The organism is Desulfosporosinus sp. OT, from assembly GCF_000224515.1.
Taxonomy (GTDB): Bacteria; Bacillota; Desulfitobacteriia; order Desulfitobacteriales; family Desulfitobacteriaceae; genus Desulfosporosinus.
This window is the reverse complement of record NZ_AGAF01000017.1, coordinates 1-6071: the sequence shown is the minus strand read 5'-3', so window position 1 is coordinate 6071 and position 6071 is coordinate 1. Positions and strand designations below refer to the sequence as shown.

5 protein-coding genes and 1 pseudogene are annotated in these 6071 nt (G+C 41.3%); 4 read left to right on the top strand and 2 right to left on the bottom strand.

What is annotated here, in order from left to right; translation table 11 throughout:
- The 3 genes and pseudogenes from DOT_RS01430 to nudC all read left to right on the top strand — a co-directional run.
- Positions 1 to 593, top strand: a pseudogene (locus tag DOT_RS01430) (collagen-like protein); the annotation flags it as partial.
- Positions 594 to 971: 378 nt separating this feature from the next.
- On the top strand, positions 972 to 1559 hold the full coding sequence (locus DOT_RS01425; protein ID WP_009613126.1) for a hypothetical protein: 588 nt from the start codon (positions 972 to 974) through the stop codon (positions 1557 to 1559).
- A gap of 176 nt (positions 1560 to 1735) precedes the next feature.
- On the top strand, positions 1736 to 2551 hold the full coding sequence (gene nudC, locus DOT_RS01420; RefSeq protein ID WP_040410909.1) for an NAD(+) diphosphatase: 816 nt from the start codon (positions 1736 to 1738) through the stop codon (positions 2549 to 2551).
- Between the two features lie 174 nt (positions 2552 to 2725).
- Here nudC and DOT_RS01415 read toward each other — a convergent pair whose 3' ends face one another.
- On the bottom strand, positions 2726 to 3325 hold the full coding sequence (locus DOT_RS01415) for a 4Fe-4S ferredoxin (protein ID WP_009613122.1): 600 nt from the start codon (positions 3323 to 3325) through the stop codon (positions 2726 to 2728).
- A gap of 297 nt (positions 3326 to 3622) precedes the next feature.
- Here DOT_RS01415 and DOT_RS01410 point away from each other — a divergent pair, with 297 nt between their 5' ends.
- Positions 3623 to 4258, top strand: coding sequence for an SDR family oxidoreductase (locus DOT_RS01410; protein ID WP_348982133.1), 636 nt, complete (start codon positions 3623 to 3625; stop codon positions 4256 to 4258).
- Positions 4259 to 4424: 166 nt separating this feature from the next.
- Here the strand turns inward: DOT_RS01410 and DOT_RS01405 are convergent.
- A partial coding sequence (locus tag DOT_RS01405) for a PAS domain-containing sensor histidine kinase (protein ID WP_009613118.1) occupies positions 4425 to 6071 on the bottom strand: 1647 nt, incomplete at its 5' end.

The window sequence follows — 6071 nt, the reverse complement described above, 5'->3', positions numbered from 1 at the left end:
CAGCAGGAGCAGCAGGAGCGACAGGAGCAACAGGAGCAGCAGGGGCCACAGGGGCAACAGGAGCAGCAGGAGCAACAGGAGCAACAGGAGCAACAGGAGCAACAGGAGCAACAGGAGCAGCAGGAGCAGCAGGAGCAGCAGGAGCGACAGGAGCGACAGGAGCAGCAGGAGCCACAGGGGCAGGATTAGCGGAATTTGCCTATATTTACAATTTGGGCCTTCAAGTCGTACCGCTTCAAACGGATATATTATTCAGTAATAACGGAGTAATTGTAGGCAGCATTACCCATGCAGTGGGAACAGCTCCGATTATTCTTGGTACTGCTGGCACTTATTCTATATGGTTCAACACTGCATGTAATGAATCAAACCAGTTTACTCTCTTCCAAAATGGTGTTGCCGTTGCTGGTGCTATCTACGGTTCCGGGGCCGGCACTCAACCAAACCCAGGTATGGTAATTATTACAGCTAACGCCGGTGATGTGTTAACCTTGAGAAACCATACTAGTGCGGCGGCAGTCACCCTACAGACTCTAGCAGGTGGGACTGAAAGTAACGCAGATGCCTCTATCTTGATCCAAAAAATTAGTTAGTAACTATGAATTTTTCATGCCACTTTGACGGAGGTTAAAATCTGGCAGGCTCGCGAAGTGATATTTCGGTTTTGTTCTGGTCTTTGCCACTACAGCTCAAACTGTGGTCAGGTTGTACTAGTGCCCATGGCTATAACTTGAAATTAAATTACTATATTATGAAGCCTTCTCACAAAACGAGAAGGCTTCATAATATTTAATATTAGAGGTGAAGCAAATGGTAGTGAAAGATAATCAACCAATTAATTCCTGTAATATTTCCTTCAACATAAGTGAATTCTATTAATAGATCTAAAAGGATAATAAACATAGTTAAACAAATTATTGAGATGTAACTCAAAGGAATGTTTGACTCATAAGAGGAGGTAATAACATAACATGAAAAAAATAAAAGATAGAGACACCCTTTCAATTGTTTCAGGAATGATTGGACTTGCTGGATTGATACTTACAGATGAAATCTCTCAAAAATCAAAAATATCTAAAAGATCATATAGACAAGCTGCTGCAGGGGTCTTCGTATCTAAGAGTGAAGCGAAAAATTTAAGAGGTCAGGCCCTTGGTGTAATAATGAACTCCGCTGTAAGCATTCTTGGGGCTAATTACATCATCAAGCGTATGTCGCAAAACGGACGCGATAAACTTTTTTCTAAAGGGATTACATCGGGAATTGTCTTCGGAGCAATAGCCACGGCTATCCCAAATCTTGCCCCCTGGAATAAGATGAAACCTAGAGATGCGGCAAGTAATCTGTCCTATGTTTTTAGTAACATAGTTTTCGGTTTACTTGCTACCTTTTCGGCAGCTAAATTAGGTCACGATTCACTGTTTGACTCCCCACCTCAAAATGATTATTTAAAACCGACAGAGAAAACAAGTGAACAAATAAAAGAGTTGAAAAGAAATACAGTTCAACCTGTTTACACTGACGGAAATAATTATCTCGAAGAAGGACTTCAACAATGATAATTTAATTTAAATTGCCAGAACGTTTTTTTGACGCTCTGGTTTTTATATTTCTATGTCAAATGAAACAACCGTGATACTTTATTTTTTTCTTGCCATTTTATTGCTATAATATATGAATGCGGATCATTGGGAAGATATTGTAATAGGAGAGTATCTTCTAGGTAGAAAAGAGGATGGCAGTGTATTTTGAACCAGGACTAAGTTGCAAAGTAGATGAGGAAACATCATATTGGTTGTTGTTTAAAGGGAATGAAATTCTTCTTCTAAATAATAAAGTGCAATTGACATTACAAGAGATTGATTTGTTTAGGTTAAGAAAGAAGCTGGTCGGAAGTCAATATCTTGATCAACTGGACGGGCGTTCTTTTTACGTTGCTGAACTTAGTTCAGATACGGTTGCAACGGAAGGGATGTCGTTTTACGACCTAAGGCGGTTACTCGGTCAGATCCCCGAAGATTTATTTTTCTTAGCAGGTAAAGCTTATCAAATTTTACATTGGGATCGTACTCATCAATATTGTAGTCAGTGTGGGGTCCGGACAGAAAATAAGATGGATGAAAGGGCTAAGATCTGTCCTTCTTGTAGTTTTGTCAATTATCCACGGATTTCCCCAGCAATTATAGTGGCTATAACCAGGGGACGTGAGATTTTGTTAGCGAAGGGGAGCTGTTTCCAAGGTGGCTTCTATAGTGTCTTGGCAGGTTTTGTGGAGCTAGGGGAAACATTTGAAGACTGCGTGCAAAGGGAAGTGGAAGAAGAAGTTGGCCTTAAAGTTAAAAACATTAGATATTTTGGCAGCCAACCTTGGCCCTTCCCAGATTCTTTAATGGTGGGTTTTACTGCTGAGTATGCTAGTGGGGACATAACTATAGATAAAAAAGAAATCTTGGATGCGGGGTGGTTCACTGTTGAACAACTCCCAAAGATTCCTGGAATCGGTAGTATAGCCAGACAGCTAATTGATAGGTTTGTTCAAAAACAGGAATAATTTATCGGACAGCCAATAAATCACCTTCTTTTTTACATACTACTTATCGTTCACTTCGGTTCAACTTAAACTGCCTGTTTGAAGACAACATTTTGGCCGCTAAGTCGTAGGAAGTTTTTGGGTGCTTGATGAGTAGGTACTTTTACTATCAGTGTGTTTAATACATAGTTCAAATTATTTGGCAACCTGGGGCAACTTATTTTGCCCTTTGCAAACTTGTACACATTCTGAGCAACCTCGAATAGCTTTAGGGAAACACCGTACCTTATGAAATTTGTTTCCCTCAAATGCCATTGCTGGGCAAGCATTTATACATTGCCGGCAGTTAGCACATGCATGATTGACATCATCTGATGCAGACTGGTAAACATCCGTTTCTAAGGGAGCATTAGTAAAGATCGACGCAAAAATAAGTTTTGACCCATATTGAGGGTTAACCACCAGTCCGTTTTTCCCCCAGTTTCCTAGACCCGCTGAAACCGCCAAGGGGCGGAAATCCCCAAAAACAGAAAGAGGGGTCTTAATATCTGTTAAATATCCTTCTTTATGTAGAACGTGTGCTATATTGCGAAGTAATTTCCAACTATGCCATACCTCTTCTCCGAATCGTTTAGTTATGTAAAACGGATGATTTAAGATCCATTTATTTGAGAATGGAAAGCCAATCACCATTACGGGCTCAACTTGTCTTATTTTTGTGTAGCCGACAACTAATGCACCATAATCTAGAGATATCTTACTAAGGTGCTGTTGTAAGTCGGATGCCTTTTCCACTCAGTCCACCTCTTTCTAAGAGAATTAATTTTACAACCATCAGGAAAGTTCCTGTGTACCTAACCTACTACGGCAGAAAAATATACATAAATGAATAACATGCCGCCGGACAATTAGTTGCTATTATTTTGTGCTTATAATGGCTGAAATACTCGAAGATAGGTAAAAATGTTGTTTGGGAGTTCTCGTTAATGGAAGAAATTTATGACTGATGAGGCCCTTATAAGGTTTTTAGTGGCTTACATAGAGAATGCTAGTATGAAGAGAATGTATTAGCGGAGCAGAAGTACATTTGAAATTCAAGGAGGTATCCTCATAAAAATTTTAATTCTTGGCGCTACAGGTAGAGTGGGTGGTTATGTTCTTAATAATGTATTGCAGGGTGATCATGATGTCACGGTGTTGGTCCGTCAACCTAAAAAAATTATGGATGATCAACGCTTAACGATAATCAGTGGCAACGTCTTAAATAAAGATGACATAGCTAAAGCTTTATCGGGAATTGAGGTCGTGATAAGTGCTCTTAGCACGGATGGAACGACGACGCTATCTGATAGTATGCAACTCATTCTTGAGGCCATGAACAAGCAGGCGATCAAACGGATCATTACCGTTGGAACAGCAGGTATCTTACAAAGCCAAATGGATCCCAGTTTATTGCGCTATCAATCGAAAGAGTCCAAGCGTAAATCAATATGGGCCGCTGAAGAACACCATGAAGTGTTTAGATTACTGAGAGACTCAGATCTTCAGTGGACTATCATTTGTCCACCTTATTTATCGAGCGGTAATTTTACAGGATATTATCGAATAGAACGTGACTTTTTACCTCAAGACGGAATAGCTATATCTATTCCAGATGTAGCTGATTTTGTTTATACACAGGTTTTAAGTGCGGACTATATAAATTCTCGAATTGGTATAGCTTATTAAATAGCTTGCCTTGCTCTGCTAGTAGGGAATTGTACTTCTCGCAAAGTCGATAAACAGGTGTGACCTATGGCAGCATTCCTATAGCTTTCTGTGTCTTCTTCTTGTTCTAGGAGGAAAAGGCCTTCGAAGATAATCTTCGAAGGCCTTTTCCTCCTAGAGTATTGTTTTATGTCCCTTCGGTTTTGAAACGAACCCTAAAAGTAGTTCCATTCGGTCCAGTCTCTACATCGATTGTGGCTTGGTGCCTTGCCGCTATGGCATAGCAGCAAGGCAATCCTAAACCAGTCCCCGTTTCTTTCGTGCTAACAAATGGGGTGCCTAGTTTCTCCAGCACCTCCATTGTAATGCCTTCGCCGTGATCTTGCACCGCTAAGATGGTATCAGGCCCATCAATATATGTTGTGATGGTGAGGGTACCCCCAGCCGTCATGGCTTCCAATCCATTGCGGACCAGATTAAGTACCAATTGCTTGATTTCTTCGGAGTCTAACGAAATTTTGGGGACTTTTTGCAAATGCCACTCTACATTTTTATCCCCGTTCAATGCATCGGCGTTGATTAAAGGTGAGATAGTCTCTAAGATATTGTTTAAGCAAAGCCGACTAAATTCAACTGGCTTGTTCTTCGCCAGGGACAAATACTCCGTAATAATAGAATTAGCCCGATCCAGTTCGCCAATCATTAAGTCAAACCAGCTTTGGTAGGCAACTAGTTCGCTTTTACTGCCCAGGATCTGTAGGAATCCCCGTACTGACGTCATTGGATTCCTGATTTCGTGCCCGATTCCAGCGGCCATTTGACCGATCAGATTTAATCGTTCCAGCCGGGAAACTTCTTGCTGCATTTGCTTCTGCTCGGTAATATCATCAATTGTTATCAGCAAACGCTGGTCACCATCTAGCTCGATCAGCACAGCAGAGAAATGGGCATTGCGTACCGCACCACTTTTTGTCTTGAATAGGACATCATAATTTTGTACTATTCCGTGTTTGTGCAGCATCCTTAATATTTGCTCGCGAGTATCAAAATTCAGCCAAAATTTTAGTTCTACGTCGGAGTATCCAATAACCTCTTTACGCTCGAATCCGGTGAGCTTCAAGAAAGAGTCGTTGACGATAATGTGACATCCGGTCGTATAGTCCGTAATCGTCATTGCATATGAGGCAGAGTAAAATGCCTTGGCAAATCTCTCTTCCGAACGGCGCAGCAGCTCCTCCGTCTCTTTTAGTTCTGTGATATCATTCATAGCGACCAACAGGCGTTGTTTACCGTCAAATTCGATTTTTTCAACAGATAAGAGTCCTATTCTTATGTTCCCGTTTTTGACCCGAATGTGGGCAAGATGATTTCTGACCGAACCGTGTTGAATTAGGATTGCAATCATCTGCAACCGTTCTTGGGGATTGCTCCAAATGTTTAGTTCTAAGGCCGAAATGCCAATTAATTCATCCCGGGAAAAGCCTAAAGCTTGTATAAACTGGTCATTGACATAGAGGTAACGCCCATCCGCCACCTCGCTGACCGCCATAATAGCCGGACTGGCATCAAAAGCCTTTCGGAAACGTTCTTTTGCTATACGGAGATCCTTGTCGGCTTGTTTGCGTTGGGAAATATCTCTTGTGCATTCAATAGCTCCGACAATATTTCCATGGCTGTCATAAAACGGCGATGCCGTTCCCCATAGATATGCTCCATGATCTTTGTTTGGCAAAGGGCAGTAGCCTTCTGAAAATACGGTACTACCGTCTTTACCGATTACATCATACAGTTTTCTGTCATGCGGCTGAGGAACAAATACCAAATCTATGAGGGT

Bases quoted from the DNA above. Each gene is read 5' to 3' on its own strand.
- DOT_RS01425 (WP_009613126.1), top strand. From the start codon at position 972: ATGAAAAAAATAAAAGATAGAGACACCCTTTCAATTGTTTCAGGAATG.
- nudC (WP_040410909.1), top strand. From the start codon at position 1,736: ATGGCAGTGTATTTTGAACCAGGACTAAGTTGCAAAGTAGATGAGGAA.